Origin of the sequence: Streptomyces sp. NPDC048288, from assembly GCF_043201555.1 — a bacterium.
Lineage (GTDB): Bacteria > Actinomycetota > Actinomycetes > Streptomycetales > Streptomycetaceae > Streptomyces.
This window is the reverse complement of the sequence record NZ_JBICZD010000029.1, coordinates 1-17,357: the sequence shown is the minus strand read 5'-3', so window position 1 is coordinate 17,357 and position 17,357 is coordinate 1. Positions and strand designations below refer to the sequence as shown.

Below are 17,357 nucleotides of genomic sequence, written 5' to 3'. Positions count from 1 at the left end.
CCCCGGCACCCGCCGACACCCCCCTCATCCCCGTCAGGAGACAGAAATGAAGATCGCCGTCCTGGGCGCCACCGGAAACATCGGCTCCCGCTTCCTCGAACAGGCCCTTTCCCACGGCCACGAAGCCATCGCCTACGTCCGCCGCGCCGATGCCCTCGCCCCGCGCGCCGGACTGACGGTCGTCCAGGGATCGCTGGACGACGAAGCCGCCCTGTCCAAGGCCTTCGTCGGAGCGGACGCCGTGCTCTCGTGCATCGGCGTACCGCTGCGCGCGAGGAAGCCGATCGACCTGATGCAACGCACCCTGCCGGTCATCACCCGTGCGACCCGTAACGCGGGCATCCAACGGTTCGTGCTGGTCTCCGCGTTCGGTGTCGGGGATACGGCGCGGAAGGGGTCGTTGCCGGCCCGGCTCGTCTACCGCACCGTCGTCGCCCCCATCTTCAAGGACAAGGAACTCGCCGAGGAGATCCTCCCTTCGACCGGCCTGCACTGGACGACCGTCTACCCGGTCAACCTCAAGGACGCCCCGGCGGCCCCTTCGGCGGCCGTCAAGCGCCTCGACCAGGTCGCCAAGGTCCCCGGGCTGCCCACGCTGCCGTTCGCGAACGCCGCGTCCGCGCTGCTCGACATCGTGACGACCAGCGATCCCTCCGAGCAACGGCTGCTCATCACGACCGAGACCGGCTGGAAGCCGTCGCACCAGGCCGGTTGATCCCGCACGGCCGGGCGTCGGCAAACCCGGCTGCGGCGAGTGTCGGTCACGGGTCCGTGATGTCGAGGGTGACCTTCGACAGGGGGCGGCTCACGCACGTCAGCACGTACCCGTCGGATTTCTGCCGCGGGGTGAGGCAGTTGGGCTCGTCCTGGGTGACCTCGCCGCCACGGAGCCGCACCACGCACTCGCCGCAGTTGCCGACCGTGCAGGAGTACGGCAGCGGGAGGCCGGCGGCGAGTCCCGCGTCGAGCAGGGTCCGTCCGGGCTCGACCACCGCCGTGCCGACGGGGTGCCCGTCCTCCTCGACGGTCATCTCCTGCGGCACGGTCACCGGGGTACCGGTCTCCGCTCCGCTGGTGTAGCGCTCGTGGTGCACCTGTTCGTCCGGGACTTCGCGCCCGGCGAGGACGGTGCGGACGGCGTCGGTCAGCGGTTCGGGGCCGCAGACGAAGTAGTGGGCGTCCGGGGCCGGGGACAGGCCCGCGACCCAGCGGCGTACACCGTCCGCGTCGAGGCGCCCGTCCCGGCGGGTCAGCACGTGGGTGACCGACAACCGGCCGGGATGGTCCTCGGCCAGGCGGGTCAGCTCGTCACCGAAGATGATCTCGTCCGCGCTGCGGCTGCTGTAGAGCAGCGCGATCCGGTCCCGGCCCGACGGGACGGCGAGCCGGGTGCGGATCATGCTCATCAGGGGCGTCACCCCACTCCCCGCCGCGACCAGCACGACCTCGTCCGGGGGCTGCGGTCCGGCGTGGAAGGACCCCGACGGCCCACGCACCGCGAGGCGGTCCCCGGCGCGCAGGGCGCGGTGTGCGTGCGTGGAGAACCGGCCGCCCTCGACCTGCTTGACGGTGACCTCCAGGCGGGGCGCCCCGGGCACCGACGAGGCCGAGTACGCCCGGCGCACGGCACGGCCGTCGATGTCGGCGACGAGGGTGAAGAACTGGCCGGGCCGGAAGTCGAACGCCCCCTGCCGCCGCGCGTCGGCATCTTCCAGTACGAGGGTCACGGCGCTCGGTGTCTCCCTGCGCACCTCGGCGATGCGCACCTGGCGCAGACCGTGGTGCTCCGTCCCGGCGACGGAGAAGGGGACGGGGCGTCGGCCTCGGCGCCCACGCCGACCCCGGCCGGCGGCGCCGGCGCCGCCGTCCGCGCCGGCGCCGGGCTCGACGTCCTCGTAGCCCTCCTTGCCGAGACCGGATCGGTAGGCGCGGTTCATCGCCAGCCGGAGCAGCCGGGTCACCCCCGGGATCGCGCCGACCGCCCGCACCAGGAAGGCGGTCGAACCGCTCCCGGATTCCGCCGAGTTGGCGGCGAGGTGCGCCCCTCCGAGCGCCAGGAGGTCCGGCACGGTGGCACGGTCGAGGTGGGCGCCGGGGGTCCAGAGGCGGGCGCGTGCCACGGCGTCGTTGCCGGTCACCTCGGCGTGCTCGACGTCGATGAGGAGCGCCAGCTGCGGGGGCATCCCGCGCAGCGCCATCGTCTCCAGGAGCGCGGGATCGTCGGTGATCGCGCCCCGGCCCCGGACGTGCAGCACCCCGGCGCGCCCCGGCAGCAGTGCGGCGAACGAGAGCCGGTCGTCCCGCAGCAGGTTGTGGAGCGTGTCGGCGCGCTTGTTGCCCTTGCGGTCCGGGACGACGAGCGTGCGGCCGTCCAGGATCCGCGCCGCCGCCTGCCGGTCCCCGCGCGGACTGGTGTCGCTCCCGCCGGCGGCGTCCCAGGTGGACAGCGCGAGGAACGGCGCCGCCGCCAGGAACTCGGCGACTCCGGGCCGCCCCAGTGGGCCGTCCGCGGTCGTGGTCCCGGCCACCGTTCCCGTCGGGGCGGGCGGCTGCCACAGCCGGGACCGGAGGACGGCCTGCGCGCAGTGGACGTAGGCCTCCTGGATCTCGACCGTCGTGCGCGCGCCCTTGTTCGTCGCCACCGAGCCGTTGACGCGGAGGATCTCGCCGATGCCCGGCAGCAGGAAGAAGAACGAGACCGGGCCCTGCGGGGCGCCGGGCCCGTGCCAGGGGAACGAGATCCGCGTGGGCGAGTGGACGCGCGCGAACCCGGGTGTGCCGCCGATGAAGGTCGTCCTGCTGGTGCCGTCGGCGTCGCGGTAGCCGAAGGCCGCGATCGGGCACCGGGCGAGGACGGTACGGCAGCCCTCGTCGAGGGCGCTGATCTGCTTGCGCATGATCATGGGCGCGGGGCGGCCGATGGCCGTCTCGATCTCGTCCGCCGCGGTCAGCCGGCGCGGAGCGCTCGCTCGGTCCACTTCCTGCACAGGGGTCCCCTCCCGTCGGCGAACGCGGTGATCGCCTTTGCTCGCGTCACCGTGCATGACCTTGTTTCCGCAGGTCATGGCAGTATTGTGAGCAATAGCTCGCCTCTTTGGCTACTCGCGTTTCGTACGTCGGGAAGGACCCCGGATGCCGTCGGCCGACCGTCACCTTCAACCACGTCGCAGGCCTCGCCAGGTGCGCGCCGAGCTCACCCGGGAGCGGATCCTCACCGCCGCTGCTCACGTTTTCGCCGAGTACGGCTATGCCGCCGGGACCACCAACCGCATCGCCGAACAGGCCCGAATCTCCATCGGCTCGCTGTACCAGTACTTCCCGAACAAGGACGCGATCCTGGCCGAGCTGATGGTGCGCCACATCGACCGCGGCACCTGGACCCAGGCCGACCGGCTCGACCTGTCCCCCGGGAGTCTGGAGACGACGGTGCGGGCCCTGGTCCGCGACGCGATCGACAACCACCGTGACGATCCCCAGCTGTTGCGGATCATGATCGAGGAGGCGCGGCTCTCCCAGGACCTGCTCGACACGATCGAGCGGCACGGCCGCAAGCGCGTCGCCCAGGTTCAGGATCTCCTGGCCCGGCACCCGGACGTCCACGTAGGTGATCTCGGCATCGCCGCCGAACTCATCGTGTTCACGGTGGAGACGAACACGCACAAGCTCATGGCCGGCCCGCGGACCGTCCCCGTCGAGACCTTCGAGAACGAACTCGTCGACATGGTCACGCGCTATCTGCGCGGCGGTCGCCAGCCACGCGGCGGCCACGATGCCTGGTCAGGCGACCCCGGCCCGGTCCGGTAGGTCCTGCTCGGTCCAGATGCACTTGCCGTCCTGGAGGTAGCGGGCGCCCCAGCGGCGGGAGAGGGCGGCGACGAGTTGCAGGCCGCGTCCGCCCTCGTCGGTGTGGGTGGGGTGGCGGATGCGGGGAGTGGTGAGGCTGCCGTCGTAGACCTCGCAGGTCAGGGCGCGGCTGCGGAGCAGTCGCAGATGGACCGGGCCCGTGGCGTGGCGGACGACGTTGCCGACCAGTTCGCTCACCAGCAGTTCGGTGGTGAGCACCAGGTCGTCGAGGTCCCAGTCGCGCAGCTGCGTGCGGATGTGGTCCCGTGCCTGCCCGGCGGCCCGGGGATCCACCGGAAGGTTCCAGGAGATGACGTCATGGGGGGCGGTGCACCGGACACGGACGATGAGCAGCCCCGCGTCGTCCTTCATCTGCCCCCGGTCGGGCAGCAGCGCCGAGACGACCCTGTCGCACAGGTTCTCCAGGTGGCGGATGTCGTCGCCCTCCCCGCCGGTCGTGGGGTGGGGGACGGAGGTCGCGGCCTCGGCGAGGATCTGCCGGAGTTGCGCCATTCCCTGGTCCACGTCCCGGGTGGCGGATTCGACGAGTCCGTCGGTGCACAGCGCGAGCATGCTCCCGTCCGAGAGGTGCAGCCGGTGGAGCCCGAAGGGGGGCTTGGCGGCACCCAGCGGCGGGTCGGGGGCCGCGTCGGCGGTGTGGACGGTGCCGTCGGGGCGGACGACGATCGGTGGCGGGTGACCGGCCAGGGAGTACGAGAAGGTGGCGGCGACCGGGTCGAAGACGGCGTACAGGCATGTGGCGTAAGTGTCCTCGCTGACCTCGCTGACCAGGTCGTTCAGACGGCTGAACAGCTCGTCGGGCGGGATGTCCAGGTCGGCCAGCGTGCGGACCGCGGTGCGCAGCCGTCCCATGGTGGCCGCCTCCGTGATGCCGTGGCCCATCACGTCGCCGATCACCAGGGCGACCCGGTCGGCGGGCAGCGGGATCACGTCGTACCAGTCGCCTCCCACCTCCTCGCCCCGGCCCGCCGGGAGATAACGGGCGACGGCGCAGGCGGCGGGCAGACAGGGCAGGGTCTTGGGCAGCAGGCCGCGCTGCAGCTCCTGGGCGCGGGCGTGCTCCATGTCGTACAGGCGGGCCCGCTCCAGTGCCTGGCCGACCAGGCCACTCAGGGCCATCAGCCATACGCGGGCCCCTTCGCTGAAGGAACGCGGCCGGCTGAAGGACACGACGCACAGGCCGATGACGCGTCCGGAGGCGATCAGCGGCAGGAACGCCCAGGCCTCCTTCGGCGACAGCTCGTTCACCGCACGCAGCGCCGGGTAGCGCCGGTAGATCTCGGCGCGCGACTCGATGAAGCGGGGTGTGCGCGTGCTCACCACGTCGCGGACGGTCTCATTGGCTTCGAGTGGGATTCCCTCGACCACCCGCAGGAATTCCGGTGGGTAACCGGCGGAGCCGACCACGTGCAGCCGGCCGGCTTCGAGCACTTCGAGGACCAGCCCGTCGGCGCCGAACGGGGCCTGGATGTAGTCCGCGACGGCACGGGCGACGTCCTGCGTGCTGATCGCCTCGGCGAGCGCGACCGTCAACTCGCTCATCCGGACGGAACGCGCCGCCGCGGAGACGGAACTCGGCCCGGGTGGTGTGCCCGGCGGGCCGATCAGACCCGTGCCGACCCACTGTGCCACCGTACGCAGAAAGGACCGCCGTACCTCGTCCGGTTCGCCCGGCCCGGCCGCGAGCCCCGACAGCACACCGATCGGTCCGTCGATGCCGACCAGGGGGATCGCCACGGTGCCGGCCGCCCCGACTCCGAGATTGTCTCCGCTCACCCATGTGTAGGCACCGCGCCGAAGAGCGGCGACGGGTGCCTCTCCCTCGTCCTCGCCCAGTTCCGCCCATGCCTGGACGTCGGCAGCGGCGGGACCGTTGGTGGCGACGAGGATCAGCCTGTGGGCGCCGGGATCGAGCCGGTGCACGGCGGCACCCAGTCCTCCCAGGCATGTCGTCACCTGCTGGAGCGCCACCGACAGTGTCTCCGCGTCTCGCGGTCGCACGTCCGAGACCGCCGACAGACAGGGCCACGACGGCTGCGCCCTCTCCGTACGGCTCCCGGGGCCGGGCTCTCCAGCTGCCACTGTCTCGCCTCCTGCCCGTCCGCAGGGAACGCTCTGCTCAAGTGGGTAAAAGCATGAAAAACAACCCATTCCGCACAGTCACGCTAACACCTGTACCCCACGGAGTGCGGGCCCGGTCACCGGGCGCGCGGCTCGCCTCGGCCGGGGCGGTCTCCCTTGTCGAAGCGGGCCGAGGGTTCGGGGTCAGGTGCGGCGCAGCTCCAGGACCTGGCCGAAACCCATACGGCGGACGAAGTCCTCCCGCGCCTCGGTGACGACGGCGCCGGCCCGGTCGACGCCGGAGTCGGTCAGGTCGACCACCGCGCGGAAGGGGCGCTCGCCGTAGGGCAGGTCCAGGAGGCGGGTGATCTCCTCGGCGACGACGACGGGGTCGGCCGTGGTGCCGGGCGTGAACAGGCTCGCGGTGGCCTCCTCGTTGCGGTCGACCAGCGGGTCCAGGGCCCGGTACGCGTCGGCCACGGCGGTGTCGGCGGCCCGGCCGGCCTTGGGGAAGTGGTCGGTGCCCTCGGTGAAGGGTCCGGGCATGACGATCACGGTCTCGATGCCGAACTGGGAGACCTCGTAGGAGGTGACCAGGGCGAGCGAGTCCATCGCCGCCTTGGAGACGACGTAGGGGCCGAGGAAGGGGGGCGCGGTGACGGATGTGGTGCTGCCGACGTAGAGCAGGGTGCCCCGGCCGCGGCCACGCAGGTGGGGCAGCACGGCTCGGTTGAGGCGCTGAACGCCCAGGGTGTTCACGTCGATGAGGTGGGCGATCTCCTCGGCGCTGAACGCCTCCACGTAACCGACCACCAGGTGCCCGGCGTTGTGAATGACCACGTCGAGGTCGCCGCTCTCGGCGATGACCGTTTCGACGGCGGCGTCGGCCGACTCCTGTGAGGTGACGTCGAGTTCGATGACGCGGATGTCCACGCCCCGGGCGGCGGCGACGTCGCGCAGTTCCCTGGCGCGCGGGGCGTTGCGGCCCTCGGGGCCGCGCATCGTCGCGTAGACGCGGTGCCGGCGCGGGCGAGTGCCTTGGCGGTGAGGTTCCCGATTCCGGTGGCGGCGCCGGTGATGAGGACGGTGGACATGGGGGTCTCCTGTGTTGGTCGGTGCGCACACCCTCCGCCTTCCCGCCATTATTTGTCTAATGAATCTTTGATATTTAGAATATGCGGATGGTGCATATCGAACGGGTGGACCTGAACCTCCTCGGCCCGCTGGCCGCGCTGCTCGCGGAGCGGCACGTCTCCCGCGCGGCCGAGGTGGCCGGGATGAGCCAGCCGGCGATGAGCAGGGCCCTGCAGCGGCTGCGGGACACCTTCGGCGACGACCTGCTGGTCCGGACGCCGACCGGGTACCAGCTCACCCCGCGCGCCGAACGCATCCAGCGTCAACTGGGCGCGGCCCTGCCGCGATTGGAGACACTGTTCGCACCGGAGCGCTTCGACCCGGCCGACGCGGCCGAAGCCTTCCGGATCGCCGGCACCGACTATGCCTCGGTCTTCGTCCCCGGCCTCTTCCAGCGCGCGGTCAGGGACTCCCCGCGCTCCACCCTGCACTTCGGCAGGTGGCACGACGGGGTCTTCGAGGACATCGAACGCGGCCTGGTCGACCTGCTCTTCTACGCCACCACGAAGCCCGTCCCGGGCCTGCGGACCGAGCGCCTGTTCGACGACCCGTTCGTGTGCGTCATGTCGCGGGACCACCCGCTGGCCGACCGGTCGCTGCTCGCGCTGGACGACTACCTCGACTCCACGCACGTGATCGTCGCCACCGTCGGCGGCCGGCAGACGGCGATCGACGATCTCCTGGTCCAGCTCCGCACCCCGCGCCGGGCCGGACTGACCGTGCCCTATCACTCCTTGGCGCCCCTGGCCGTGCCGGGCACCCGCCTCATCGCCACCCTCCCCCACCGCATCGCCGCCGAGCACGCGTCCGACCCCGCCCTGCGCACCCTTCCGGCACCCCGGGAGATCCCCCCGCTGCGCTACCACATGACCTGGCACCCCCGCCTCGACGACGACCCGGCCCAGCGCTGGCTGCGCGACACGGTCCGCGGTGTCCTCGCCGAGGCGTCTTCGTAGACAGGATCCCGGTCGCCGCCCGCGGGTCGGTGGCGGCCGGGGTGCTCACGACATCGTGGCTCCTGTCGAGGCGTCGCGGGTGTTGGTCAGGAACCGTGTGCGCGGCAGGCTGCCGTCGGACCGGCGCGGGGCGGTCGTGGAGGCCGTGTCGGTGAGGCGCAGATCCGCGGCCGTCCATCCCTGCTGGTCCCAGGAGTTGCCGCTGTGAGTGGCCGCGCTGCCCAGCCACGAGTCCGGCTTGTTCGCGACCGCGAGGTTCGCTTCCAGGGTCGCGGCCATGTGGACGAAGGCGAAGCCGGCCGCTCCGTTGCGGTAGGCCGTGTCATGGGTGAGCCTGGGGGCGCCCGTGGTGCCGAGCTCGGTGAACCCGAAGCCGGCGTTGTCCCAGGCCGCGCTGTCCGTGACGGTCTGGGCGCTCTGGGCGGTCGTACCCCCGCCGAGTTTGAAGCCGCTGCCGCCGGCGGCGAAGTCCGCGGTGCCCCAGTGGTTGACGCCGTTGCCGAACGCCCAGGTCCGGTCGATGGTGACGGCGCCGAGGAACGAGCTGACGTCGAGGCCGTCACCGGAGTTGTCGTACGCCCGGCAGCCCTGGATCCGGTTGCCAATGCCGGAGCCCTCCTGGAACAGCAGCCCGTCGGCCCGCCCGCCGGTGGACCCGGTCTCGTGGTTGTCGAAGAAGTCGCTGTTCAGGACCAGGTTGTCGGTGGTTCCGGCACCGTGGAGCAGGAGTCCGATCCGGCCGTTGTCGTGGACGCTGAGGCGCGTGAAGGCGTTGTCGTGGCAGGAGCCGCAGGCGTAGGCGACATCGGGGGCGTGGACGATCTCGATGCCCTGGACCGTGACGTACGCGCCGCTCTGGACGAGGAACCAGGTGCCGGACGCGAGTCTGGATCCGTCGAACACGGGCCGCTCGTCACGGTAGTTGCTCACGACGATCCGGTGGTCCGCCGTACCGGAGGCCTTGAGGGCGACCGTGGCGCCGGGGCGATACGTTCCGCCACGGACGGCCACCGTCTGGCCGGGCCTGGCTTCGGCGACCGCATGGGTCACTGTCGCAAACGGTCGGGTGAGGGTGCCCGGGTTGGCGTCGTCGCCGTCGGGGGCGACGTAGTAGTCGGCGGTGGACACACCGGAGTAGGCGTGGGTCGGCGTGGCGGAGGGTGTCTCGCGGGCGGCCGAGGAGGCGGGGCCGGGCAGACGCGCGGCGCTCGCGACCGCGGTCGGGGAGGTGCCGGGTGCCGCCGGTGCGGCGTGGTGCGGGGACGGCGTGTACTGGTGGATCGCGAGCCCGGTGACGGCGGCCAGGGTGACCGTGGCGCCGACCGCCGCGGCTGTCTTGGCCGGAACCAGTCGCCCCGCGCCGTGCTGGAGAGCGTGCCACAGCGAGGACAGCAGGCCGGAGGCCACACCGTGCCGGGCGACCAGGCCCGGGATCCCCGCCGCCAGGGCCGCCGGGACGGCCAGCCCGCCGAGGCGGATGGGGACGTTGTCGATCGAGTCCCAGGTGGCCGCCGCCTGACAGCGCGGGCAGTCCGTCACATGGCGGCCGAGTCTGGTGAGCGCTCGCGCTCCGGGTGCGGCGGCATCGCCGCCGGTCGCCGAGTCGAGTCCGGGGCAGCGCGGGCGGGCCCGCCACGCGGCGAGCACCCGGACGGCGAGTTCGAGCTTGGCCTTCATCCGCTGGATGCGGACGGCGGTGTGCGGAACGCTCAGGTCGAGCGCCTCGGCGACCTCCTTGCGGCTCAGCTGTCCGGCGGCTTCCTGCCACCACAGGGCCATGGTCCGACGCTGGTCGTCACTGAGCCAGCGGCTGGCTTCCAGCAGTTCGCCGCCCGCGTCGGCCAAGGTCTGCCGGTCGACGGTGACTTCGGCGAAGTCGGCGCCGCCGTCGGGGAGGTCGTCGGCTTCGGTCAGGGGCGCCTGGCGAACCAGCGCGGCCTTGCGCCGACGTCCGTGATCATGGATCTGGCGGATCGCGATGGCCACGATCCACGACCGGAACCGCTCCGGCTCCCGCAGCCGGGGCAGCGCCCGCAGGGCGCGCAGCATGGTCTCCTGGACGGCGTCGTCCACGTCCGGATGACCGTGCAGTCCCCGCCCGATCACGTTGTAGATCAGCGGCAGATACTCGTCGAACAGTGCGGCCTGTGCGTGGGTGTCACCGGATCGGGCGGCGTTGACCAGGTCCGTTCCAGACAACCGCGCGGCCGTGTCGACCGCCGTGGGCGGCCCTGAAGCCTTGCGCAAAACTTCCTCACAGAGTCATCACTCGGGGGGAGGCGGTCATGATGGCACGGGCCCCCGACCGCGCCAAGTGCGGGCCGGGGACCGCCGATCGGCGTGCCAAACCTGGTTCCTGAAACTCGTGGGCGAAACCTTGTTATGGGTTGCCGGGCCGGTCCGTCTCCGTAGTGACAGCGGAGAAAGGAACCGAACGGCATGTACCAAAGTCGCGGCAAGCGGGCCCGGAGCAAGCGGCCCCGGTTGCGCATCGCGGCCCCGGCCGGCGTGGCGACCCTGATCGTCGTGGGTGGTGTCGCGACGGCGGCCACCGTGGCGGTGGGCTCCGGGGCGCAGACGGCCGACGCCAAGGCGGGCACGTACACCCTCGCGGTCGCGAAGAGCGGCCTGTGCATGGATCTCATCGGGGGCGGTTCGGCCTCCGGCACGCTGATCCAGCAGTGGGGCTGCGCCGCAGCGCAGAGCAACCAGCAGTGGACCCTGGTCGACCGCGGGTCGGGCAGGTTCATCATCAAGTCCGTGGCCAGCGGGCTGTGCCTCGACGTCCCGGACGCCTCCAAGGCGAGCGGGGTCCGCCTCCAGCAGTGGGGCTGCGGGACCGACCAGGCCAACCAGTTGTGGACGGTGAAGCCGGCCCGCGACAACACGTACCAGATCGTCAGCGTCAGCAGCGGCCTGTGCGTGAGCGACGCGGGGGCGAGCACCGCGCCCGGTGCCGCCGTCGTCCAGGAGACCTGCACCACCAACAGCAACAAGCGGTGGTCGCTGAAGGCGGTCGGGAGCACCTCGGCCGGCACGGGTTCCTCGTCCTCGACGGGCTCGTCGGGCACGGCGGCCTCCTCCGGTACGACCATCACCGTGGCCGCGGACGGCAGCGGAGACGTCACCACCGTCCAGGCGGCGATCGACAAGGTCCCGGTGAACAACGCCAAGCCGGTGACCATCGCCGTCAAGAAAGGCACCTACCGGGGTGTCTTCACCGTCCCGGCCACCAAGCCCTATGTCACGCTCAAGGGCCTCGGCGCCGCCGCCTCCGACGTCGTGCTCGTGGAGCGGCACGCCTCCGGTGTGAAGAAGTCGGACGGAACGGCGTACGGAACCGGCGACAGCGCGACCGCCGCCGTGTACGGGCACGACTTCTCCGCGTCGAACCTGACCATCTCCAACGACTACGACTACGCGGCCGCCCCGAGCCAGGCGGTGGCGCTCAACCTCGACGCCGACCGGGCCGTGTTCACGAACGTGCGGGTCCTCGGCCACCAGGACACCCTGCTGGTCAACAACAACGCGCGGGCCTACTTCCTGAAGTCGTACGTGGAGGGCAACGTCGACTTCATCTTCGGCGGCGGGACCGCGGTCTTCGACCAGGACGAAATCCACCACCTGGGCAACGGCGGCTACGTCACCGCGGCCAGCACTCCGGCGGCCAAGACCTACGGGTACCTCTTCTACAAGTCGGACATCACCGGCGACGGCACCGCGGGCACCACCAGCCTCGGCCGCCCGTGGCGGCAGGACGCCCAGGTGCTGTACCGCGAGTCCACCCTCGGGTCCTTCGTCGACACGGCCCAGCCCTGGAGCGACATGGGCACCGCCACCTGGAAGGCCGCCCGCTTCAGCGAGTACGGCAACAAGGGCGCGGGCGCGACGGTCAACGCCAACCGGGCGCAGCTGAGCGCGGCCCAGGCGGCGAACTACACCCCGGCGAAGTACCTGGCCGGGTCCGACGGCTGGAACCCGATGGCCGCGGCGGCCACGGCTTCCACGACCGGAACGGCCACCACCGCATCGACCACCACCTCGTCCGCCATGGTCTGCAAGCCCACCTCCTACGGTGCGAAGGCCGACGGCACGACGAAGGACACGGCCGCCCTGCAGAAGGCGATCAACGCCTGCGCGGGCAAGGGAACGGTGGAGCTGACCAGCGGCAAGTACCTCTCGGGTCCGCTGAACCTGGCGAGCGACCTCACCTTCAGGATCGACGCCGGAGCGACCCTGCTCGCCTCGGATGACACCGCCGACTACCCCGTCACGGCGGGGCGGCTGCCGCCTCTGCTGTCCGCGGCGGGCACGAAGAACCTCACCGTCACCGGCGCGGGCACCATCGACGGCCAGGGCGCTCCCTGGTGGGCCGTGATCAAGGCCGAGAAGGCGGCGGGCAAGGCGACCCTGTCGGCCCGGCCGACCCTGGTCTCCGTCACCGACGCCGCCAACCTGAAGATCAACGGCATCACCCTCAAGAACGCCCCCAACGTGCACATCGTGCTGAAGAAGGTCACCCAGGCAGCCGTCGACAGGATCACCATCTCCTCGCCCTCGGACTCCCCCAACACCGACGGGATCGACGTCTGGTCGTCGTCCGACGTCGCGGTGACCAACAGCACCATCGACGCCGGTGACGACGACATCGCCATCGACTCCTCGCCGTCCGGCGGGCCCGCCCACGACATCTCGCTGAGCGACTGCACGATCCTGCACGGCCACGGCCTGTCCATCGGCAGCTACACGGCGGGCGGTGTCTACAACATCGACATCCACGACAACACCCTCAACGGCACCACGGCGGGGGTCCGGATCAAGACGGCTCGCGACCGCGGCGGCGACATCCACGACATCACCTACCGGAACCTGAAGATGACCGACGTGACGACGCCCGTCCAGATCGTCGAGTACTACCCGAAGGTCCCCGCGGACGGCGACGCCGCCCAGGCGATCACCGGCACCACCCCGAATTACCACGGCATCACCATCTCCGGTGTCACCGCGACCGGGGCCCGGGAAGCGGGCACGATCGTCGGCCTCCCGGAACAGCCGATCACCGGGATCACCCTGTCCTCGGTCACCATCAGCGCCAATACCGGGCTGACCGTCCGCAACGCCACGGTGAGCACGAAGTCCACCACCATCAAGCCGACTTCGGGTTCGGCCTACCTGCTGCAGAGCAAGTCCTCCGTCAAGTGACCGCATGACCCGACAGGGGGCCAGGACCTCACCGAGGTCCTGGCCCCCTGCACCGAGTTCACCCGACGAATCGGCCGCCGCGCCCTTGGCTCATGCCCAGTGCGTGTCGTCCGCCGGCCGGTACGCCGGCGGGTACGGGGCGTCGTACGGCGACTGATAGGGCGACTGATGGAGCGGAGCGGAGTACGCCGTCTGCTGGTACTGGTCGTCGTATCCGGGCTGCTGGAACGGAATGACGTTGTCCTGCTCCTCGTACGAAGCCCTGGCGCGGTAACTGGAGACGAGGCCGCCCGCGGCTCCCAGCGAGACCAGGCCCATGCCGACGGCGGTCGCGATGCCCTTGGCGCCGTCCACGGTGAGGTAGGAGAACGCGGCGACACCGCCGTTGAACAGGAACAGGAACCACAGCACCGGCCGGGTCGACAGGAACGCCTTGATCCTCGGCTTCTTCGTGATGCGGGAACCCGTGACCAGCGAGACGGTGACACCGGCCAGCGTCGCGGCGGTCTTCGCCGCGCCGTCCAGGAACGCACCCGCCCCGCCCATGCTGGTGGCGAGACCCGCTGCGAAGAACGACCAGAGCAGCAGATCGGCGACGAACGACTTCAGGCGGGCAAACGGCGATTTCGACGCCATGGGATTTCCTCCGGGACGGGGCTCGGTGCTGTCGGACTCTCTGCCGAATACGATTCCGTCACCCGCCCGGCACCGGCAGGGAGCGGCCTCCCGAGTCGATGGTGTAGCCCGCTGCACCATCGCCCGCACCGGGCGCGCATCCCTATCGTTGCGCCATGACGGACGAACAGCTGCCCGCGCAGGTCTTCCCGAACCGCTTTCCCGAGGCGATGGACTCCCGGCCCGGGGCGCGGCAGGACCGCTGCCACTGCTTCAGCCAGGGCCGGGTGAGTCCGCCCGGCACGGCGACGACCTTCCACGCCGACATCCAGGACACCAGCGCTCCGGGCTGGCTCCGGCTGCTGGAGCTGATCGACGAGGCGGCGGCCGACGGGCGGGAGGAGTTCCGCCCGCTGACGGAGCTGAGTCCCGAGGAGCGGCGGCAGATCGTGACGCTTCCTGCGTCGATCGGGCGGCTGACGGCGGTGCGGACCCTTGTGCTGTACGGGAGCAACCTGGTGCGGATACCCCCGGAGATCGGCGGCATGACGAGCCTGGAGGAGTTCAGCCCGTACACCTCACGACGGCTGCACTGGTTCCCGTACGAAATCACGCGGTGCGGCCGGCTGGTGAACAGCACGGTGAGCACACGCTCGGTCTACGGCAACTACAAGTACCGGCCGCCGTTCCCGCCTCTCCTCCCGCCCGGCGACACGGTCCTGGACCTCGACGGCCTGGCCCCTGCTCGCTGGGGCACGACCGCGGCCCGCACCTGCGGTGTCTGCACCGGGCCGGTCCCGGCGACGGGCCCGCACCAGGCGTGGCTCTCCCGGGTGGTGGCGACCGACGTCCTGCCGCTCCTGGTCAACGCCTGCTCCCAGGCGTGCCTGGACGCTCTGCCACCGGGGGCGCGGGGCTACGTTCCCGCGCCGCACCGGGGCGGCACGACCGAACAGCCTCCGCCGAGTACGACACCCAGGTTCTGACCGGACGGTGGCGGGGCGCGGGGCGCGCTCAGAAAGCCGTGGTCTGTGACTCCAGATACCCCTTCAGGAAGGCGGACTTCGCCTCGCTGTCGGCGGCGGGGATCGGGCGGAAGCCGTCTCCGATCTCCATCGTCAGCGCCCGGCCCGTCCGCAGGGCCGGCCAGGCCGGCAGGGAACGGCCGCTGTGGGCGGGGCTGTTCGGGTTGCCGGTGGCGGCGAAGTTCACCACGTACGAGGAGGTGAGGTCGGCGATCCTCCGGTCGTCGGCCGTCCAGGGGCGGTCGATGCCGTCGAGGCCGCCGAACAGGTAGTACAGGTCGGCTCCGTGGTAGGCGCCGGCCGCCGAGGCGTCCTGGCCGGGCATGATCGGGTTGCTGGTGTCCGTGCCCGGCGGGACGTGGCTCCAGAAGTAGGTGTGGACGGGGCTTCGGTTGCCGGCCGTCTTCCTGAACTGGGTGCCCCACAGGAAGGTGGAGACCCGCTCCTCGTCCCGGGCGTAGGCGTTGTACCGGGCCGCCGCCTCGGTGTCGGTGGCGGCGGGATAGAGGGCGAGGAACTCCTCCGCCCGGTCGCCGAACGTGCTCGCCGCGTACGCCTGGAACTGGGCGACCGTCATGGCGAGCGTCGGGGAGGCGCCGTTCTCGTCCTTGGTGTTGCCGGTGTAGACCGGCACGTCGGTCTCGGACCGCGACTCCATCGCGCCGGTGTACGTCGTCGGCAGGACGTAGCCGTCCAGGACGTTGCCGAAGCTCGTGCCGGCGCTCGGCGCTCCGGACGCGTAGACCTTGGCGACGATCTCCTCGGCGGACAGCTCCCGCAGCCCGTCGACGCCGGAGGCTCCCAGGTAGGCGGCGAAGGCGGTGCCGTTGGCCTCGGCGGCGGCCAGGGTGCTGTAGCCGCCCGCGACATGACCGAGCGCCGGGTCCTTGGTGTACTGCACGCCCGACGACAGCAGAGCGCGGTGGTAGAGGCCCCGGGCGAGCCGGGAGATCATCAGGATGTTGACGAAGGACGCACCGTGGGACCAGCCGGCGATGGTGACCCGGTCGGGATCGCCGCCGAACGCGGCGATGTTGCGCCGGACCCACGTCAGCACCGCGACGGTGTCCATGACGCCCCAGTTCCCGGAGGCGCCGTGTCCCGACTCGGCGCTCAGCCCGGGATGGGCAAGGTTCCCGAAGGCTCCGACCCGGTGGTTGAAGGTGACGACGACCGCGCCCTTGGCCGCCAGGTTGGCACCGTCGTAGACCGGCTGCGAGGCCCACATCGCGCTGGCCCGGCCGCCGTAGATCCAGACGAGGACCGGGCGGCGTTCGCGCGAAGAGGCCGCGCCGGTCCAGATGTTGAGGTTGAGGCAGTCCTCGCTCAGGGACGGGACCTGCTCGGCGGGGATTCCCGTGACGGGCTGCGGGCAGGCCGCACCCCAGGTGTCCGCCTTGCGGACGCCTTTCCAGGACGGTGCCGGCTGCGGCGCGCGCCAGCGGTTCTCCCCGGCGGTGGAGGCGGCGTACGGGATGCCCTTGTAGACGGTGACCCCGGCCAGGCCCGCCGGGACACCGGTCACCCGACCCGACTCCGTGACCACCGGCCGATCGGCGCCGCCACGCTCGGAAGCCTGCGCCGGGCCGGCCGTCACACCGCCGACGAGGGCTGCACCGGCGGCGGAGGCCGCGGTACCGGCGAGGAAGCGGCGACGGCCGAACGGGGTGCCGTCGTGGTGCGGGGCAGAGGCGTTTCGCGGACTCAGCGGACTCAGCGGACTCAAGGGGTCTCCCTGGCGACGAGGAAAGGGGGGCCCGCCGACGCACGATCCGTGTACCGATCGGTCGGCGGATGATCGCCTCATGCTGGGCCCGCCGCGTGGCTGTCACAACAGCGCGGCGCCGACTCACAGCGTCCATGACGCAGCCTCAGATTGCGTGATGGACGGGTTGACACCCTTGCCTGACGGCCGCCCTGGACCGGGGCGGAGGTCCCAGGGGGCCGCGGGCGGGCATTCCCCGGGCCGCTCCCGGATGAGCCGCAGTGTGCGCTCGGACCGCTCTTCGCGCAGGTGGTGACCGGTGGCCGGCCCACCGCTCGTGCGCCGGGAGCGGGAAGCAAGCCGCAATCGCCATGAGCCGCCGCCGGGCACAACACGCGATCGTCTTCAGTCTCCGTCCAGGTAGTGCGCTACGGCGCTGAAGCGGTCCGGCGTCTCGTTGTAGGCGTAGGCGAGCGGGGCGGCGACGCCCAGCGAGAGCGTGGCCGCGACGGTGGCGGCCAGCACGATCCGTCGCCGGCCCGGGAATCGCGCCGGTGCGGGCCGTGCGCGTGGCGTGAGCCGTGTGCCGGGCGTGAGCTGCGCGCCTGGCACGGACTGTGCGCCCGGCGTGGGCCGTGGCCCGACCCTGCCGGTGATGGCGGCCACCGGTCCGGGGGCCGAGGCGTGCAGGGCGAGGCCCGCCGTGCGCTGGGCCTGGCCGCGCGGTCCGTGCAGGAGTTCGGCCAGGACCGGGCCGAGGCCGGCCGGGTCGCGGATCCAGACGGCGAGGCCCGC

The 17,357-nt window shown here is 71.6% G+C and carries 11 protein-coding genes and 1 pseudogene; 5 read left to right on the top strand and 7 right to left on the bottom strand.

The window, feature by feature from the left end:
• The first annotated feature begins 46 nt into the window (after positions 1 to 46).
• Positions 47 to 715, top strand: coding sequence for an NAD(P)-dependent oxidoreductase (locus ACGFZS_RS49120; RefSeq protein WP_393800736.1), 669 nt, complete (start codon positions 47 to 49; stop codon positions 713 to 715).
• A gap of 46 nt (positions 716 to 761) precedes the next feature.
• Here ACGFZS_RS49120 and ACGFZS_RS49115 read toward each other — a convergent pair whose 3' ends face one another.
• Positions 762 to 2,987 (bottom strand): 2Fe-2S iron-sulfur cluster-binding protein, encoded by a 2,226-nt coding sequence (locus ACGFZS_RS49115; protein ID WP_393800735.1) that lies wholly within the window; start codon positions 2,985 to 2,987, stop codon positions 762 to 764.
• A gap of 145 nt (positions 2,988 to 3,132) precedes the next feature.
• On the opposite strand from ACGFZS_RS49115, the gene ACGFZS_RS49110 reads away from it, so the two are divergent.
• Positions 3,133 to 3,804 (top strand): TetR/AcrR family transcriptional regulator, encoded by a 672-nt coding sequence (locus tag ACGFZS_RS49110; protein ID WP_393800734.1) that lies wholly within the window; start codon positions 3,133 to 3,135, stop codon positions 3,802 to 3,804.
• On the opposite strand, the gene ACGFZS_RS49105 is transcribed toward ACGFZS_RS49110, so the two are convergent.
• Together ACGFZS_RS49105 and ACGFZS_RS49100 are read right to left on the bottom strand one after the other, a co-directional pair.
• The gene (locus tag ACGFZS_RS49105; protein ID WP_393800733.1) at positions 3,778 to 5,865 is read right to left on the bottom strand and encodes a SpoIIE family protein phosphatase; all 2,088 of its coding nucleotides are present in this window, start codon (positions 5,863 to 5,865) and stop codon (positions 3,778 to 3,780) included. The two genes, ACGFZS_RS49110 and ACGFZS_RS49105, sit on opposite strands and share 27 nt — an antisense overlap.
• 264 nt (positions 5,866 to 6,129) lie before the next feature.
• The gene (locus ACGFZS_RS49100) at positions 6,130 to 6,927 is read right to left on the bottom strand and encodes an SDR family NAD(P)-dependent oxidoreductase (RefSeq protein WP_393800732.1); all 798 of its coding nucleotides are present in this window, start codon (positions 6,925 to 6,927) and stop codon (positions 6,130 to 6,132) included.
• 179 nt (positions 6,928 to 7,106) lie between these two features.
• Between ACGFZS_RS49100 and ACGFZS_RS49095 the strand changes: the two genes are divergently transcribed.
• Positions 7,107 to 8,015: a LysR family transcriptional regulator gene (locus ACGFZS_RS49095; RefSeq protein ID WP_393800731.1), complete on the top strand. Its 909-nt coding sequence runs from the start codon at positions 7,107 to 7,109 to the stop codon at positions 8,013 to 8,015.
• A 45-nt stretch (positions 8,016 to 8,060) separates the two neighbouring features.
• Here the strand turns inward: ACGFZS_RS49095 and ACGFZS_RS49090 are convergent, their stop codons facing one another.
• Complete coding sequence (locus tag ACGFZS_RS49090) at positions 8,061 to 10,214, bottom strand: sigma-70 family RNA polymerase sigma factor (protein ID WP_393800730.1); 2,154 nt, start codon at positions 10,212 to 10,214, stop codon at positions 8,061 to 8,063.
• A gap of 240 nt (positions 10,215 to 10,454) precedes the next feature.
• Between ACGFZS_RS49090 and ACGFZS_RS49085 the strand changes: the two genes are divergently transcribed.
• Positions 10,455 to 13,217, top strand: a complete 2,763-nt coding sequence (locus ACGFZS_RS49085) for a pectinesterase family protein (protein WP_393800729.1) — start codon at positions 10,455 to 10,457, stop codon at positions 13,215 to 13,217.
• A gap of 90 nt (positions 13,218 to 13,307) precedes the next feature.
• On the opposite strand, the gene ACGFZS_RS49080 is transcribed toward ACGFZS_RS49085, so the two are convergent.
• Positions 13,308 to 13,853 carry a hypothetical protein gene (locus tag ACGFZS_RS49080; RefSeq protein ID WP_393800728.1) on the bottom strand — a complete coding sequence of 182 codons (546 nt, stop codon included), beginning with the start codon at positions 13,851 to 13,853 and terminating at the stop codon, positions 13,308 to 13,310.
• A gap of 155 nt (positions 13,854 to 14,008) precedes the next feature.
• Here ACGFZS_RS49080 and ACGFZS_RS49075 point away from each other — a divergent pair, with 155 nt between their 5' ends.
• Positions 14,009 to 14,818, top strand: a complete 810-nt coding sequence (locus ACGFZS_RS49075; protein ID WP_393800727.1) for a leucine-rich repeat domain-containing protein — start codon at positions 14,009 to 14,011, stop codon at positions 14,816 to 14,818.
• A 28-nt stretch (positions 14,819 to 14,846) separates the two neighbouring features.
• On the opposite strand, the gene ACGFZS_RS49070 is transcribed toward ACGFZS_RS49075, so the two are convergent.
• Both ACGFZS_RS49070 and ACGFZS_RS49065 read right to left on the bottom strand, forming a co-directional pair.
• Positions 14,847 to 16,583, bottom strand: a complete 1,737-nt coding sequence (locus ACGFZS_RS49070; protein ID WP_393800726.1) for a carboxylesterase/lipase family protein — start codon at positions 16,581 to 16,583, stop codon at positions 14,847 to 14,849.
• A 384-nt stretch (positions 16,584 to 16,967) separates the two neighbouring features.
• Positions 16,968 to 17,357, bottom strand: a pseudogene (locus ACGFZS_RS49065) (UDP-N-acetylglucosamine--N-acetylglucosamine transferase); the annotation flags it as partial.

Excerpts from the sequence above, each read along its gene's own strand:
- ACGFZS_RS49120 (WP_393800736.1), top strand. The coding sequence starts at position 47 with ATGAAGATCGCCGTCCTGGGCGCCACCGGAAACATCGGCTCCCGCTTC.
- ACGFZS_RS49110 (WP_393800734.1), top strand. The coding sequence starts at position 3,133 with ATGCCGTCGGCCGACCGTCACCTTCAACCACGTCGCAGGCCTCGCCAG.
- ACGFZS_RS49100 (WP_393800732.1), bottom strand. The coding sequence starts at position 6,927 with ATGCGCGGCCCCGAGGGCCGCAACGCCCCGCGCGCCAGGGAACTGCGC.
- ACGFZS_RS49095 (WP_393800731.1), top strand. The coding sequence starts at position 7,107 with ATGGTGCATATCGAACGGGTGGACCTGAACCTCCTCGGCCCGCTGGCC.
- ACGFZS_RS49085 (WP_393800729.1), top strand. The coding sequence starts at position 10,455 with ATGTACCAAAGTCGCGGCAAGCGGGCCCGGAGCAAGCGGCCCCGGTTG.
- ACGFZS_RS49080 (WP_393800728.1), bottom strand. The coding sequence starts at position 13,853 with ATGGCGTCGAAATCGCCGTTTGCCCGCCTGAAGTCGTTCGTCGCCGAT.
- ACGFZS_RS49075 (WP_393800727.1), top strand. The coding sequence starts at position 14,009 with ATGACGGACGAACAGCTGCCCGCGCAGGTCTTCCCGAACCGCTTTCCC.